The following is a 2,030-nucleotide window of genomic DNA, read 5'->3' as shown; positions in this document are numbered from 1 at the left end:
ACTTCTGGGGCCGGAACGAACCGCCATTTGCGCAGCGGACCGGCCATGACGTTGAGGTAGTACATCTCGAACCCGTAAGGCGCGCCGCAGGGGTGGTGACCGCGCGGGACGCAGACGACGTCGCCGTCGTGGACCGCCATCGTCTCGTTCAGTTGCAGATTATCGGTATAGACCCGCTGGATGCCAAAGCCGTTGGATGGGTTGAGGCGGTGATAATAGGTCTCTTCGAGATAGGTCACGCGCGGGAAGTCGTCTTCATCATGTCGATGGCTCGGAAAGGACGACCAGTGTCCAGCGGGGGTGAAAACTTCTGTGACAAGCAAACTGTCACAGTAATCTTCGTTCTCCATGGCGATATTGTTGATATAGCGCGTATTCACGCCCTCCCCGCGCTGGGTGAGTTCAATCCCGTCCGGCCCGATTTTACGCGCCTCATGGCCGGATTTGCCCGGCGCTTTGCAGACTGCAATGGTGGCGTCCGTCGTGGTCTCGAGCGACCAGTCACTGTCATTCGGCACATAGAGGCAATGGGGCGGCGTTTTCTCGAACACGTTCATCCGCTCGCCCAGTTCTCCCCAATCCTTACCCGCGGCAATGATCTTGGCCTTGCCCTCGACCATCACGAGAATGACCTCGTTGTCGCCGGTTGCCTCAGACCACGTTTCCCCCGCGCGAAGCTTGATCAGGTCGAACCCGACATAGCGCCAACCCGCGCTTTCGGGCGTGATCTGATGCACTTTGCCGTGCGTGCCAAAGGGCTGTTTCAAAAGGTCGGGCATGTCAGTCTCCTTGATTGGATGTGTGACTGGATGTGTCGTTCTCTGTAGGCTCGGCGTCCGTGTGTCGCCGAGGAGCGATCCAGAAGCGGTAGGCCGTGTAAGCGCTCAAACCAAAGAACAGCAGAGCGAAGGCGTCGCTGCCCTTGAAGGTTTCCAACACGCCCCAGCCGAAACATATCGCCACGATCGTGATCCGGGTCGCGAGGGGGCGGAAAAAGGGGTGGTCGACATCAAACATGGAGCTCAGAGGAGGCCGGTCTCAGCCGCCAGACGTTTGAGCGTCGCGAGGCCAAGGGTTTGATACATTAGAGGATTGCGATCGTCGGGGTCTTGCTCTGCCTCGATCACGATCCACCCGTCGTAGCCGTTGTCTGCGAGGATTTTCAGAAGGGGTTTGAAATCCACCGCGCCCTCCTGATCGCCCGGCACGGTAAAGACCCCGCCGCGCACACCGTCCATGAATGACCAGCCTTCGGTCTCGACCTTTTCGCGGATCGCGGGGCGGACGTTCTTGGCATGGAAATGACGCACGCGGGAGACGTATTTGCGCAGGATATTTTCGGGATCGGCGCCGCCGAAATAGCAATGCCCCGCATCGAACAACAGCTTGGTCGCACCACCGGCCGCCTCAGTTGCGGCCATGAAGCGGTCGATGTCCTCGGCGGATTGCACGACCGTGCCCATGTGGTGGTGATAGACCAGATCAATGCCCTGATCGGCGCAGTAGCGGGCGATCTCTTCGACCTTATTGGCGAAATCGACCATCTCCTCATCCGACAGGATCACGCGCCCTGACAACGGCGTATCGAGACCCTGAACAGAGTTCGAGGTCTCACAGGTGATCGCCACTTTGCAGCCATTGTGCTTGAGCTTGTCGAGATGAGGTTGGATCGCCTTTTTCTCGTCTTCGACGGAGTGCGCCAAAAGGTTCAGAGAGTGCCAGCCGGAGATGAATTTCAGACCATAGCCCGCCAAAAGCGCGCGCAGAGCCTCAGGGTCGTCTTGCGGCCAGCGGTGGCCGTTCTCGATCCCGTCAAATCCGATCTCGCGACCCGCTTCTCTGAGAATGCGCTCGGTCGGAATGTCTTTTCCGAGGCTCTGGTCGTCATCATTGGCCCAGGCGATCGGGTTTGTGCCGAATTGGATCATGGGTGTGGTCTCCGAAAAGCGCGTCAATTGACGAGGCGCTGGCGTTGTTTGTTGTTGAGATAAGCGGCATAGACGTTTTGCAGGGTTTCGACCGGGCTAACC

The 2,030-nt window shown here is 58.7% G+C and carries 3 protein-coding genes; all 3 read right to left on the bottom strand.

Annotation, left to right across the window (positions count from 1 at the left end; all coding sequences use genetic code 11):
• The coding region (iolB, locus tag J5Y17_RS18935) for a 5-deoxy-glucuronate isomerase (protein WP_219787419.1) at window positions 1-779 on the bottom strand (779 nt) is incomplete at its 3' end.
• Between the two features lies 1 nt (window position 780).
• Window positions 781-1,017, bottom strand: a complete 237-nt coding sequence (locus J5Y17_RS18930) for a hypothetical protein (RefSeq protein ID WP_219787418.1) — start codon at window positions 1,015-1,017, stop codon at window positions 781-783.
• Window positions 1,018-1,022: 5 nt separating this feature from the next.
• Window positions 1,023-1,928: a myo-inosose-2 dehydratase gene (gene iolE / locus J5Y17_RS18925; RefSeq protein WP_219787417.1), complete on the bottom strand. Its 906-nt coding sequence runs from the start codon at window positions 1,926-1,928 to the stop codon at window positions 1,023-1,025.
• Window positions 1,929-2,030 lie beyond the last annotated feature (102 nt).

Source organism: Celeribacter sp. PS-C1 (assembly GCF_019429625.1).
GTDB lineage: Bacteria > Pseudomonadota > Alphaproteobacteria > Rhodobacterales > Rhodobacteraceae > Celeribacter.
Note: the sequence above shows the minus strand (reverse complement) of the source record. Positions and strands in the feature narration are given on the sequence as shown.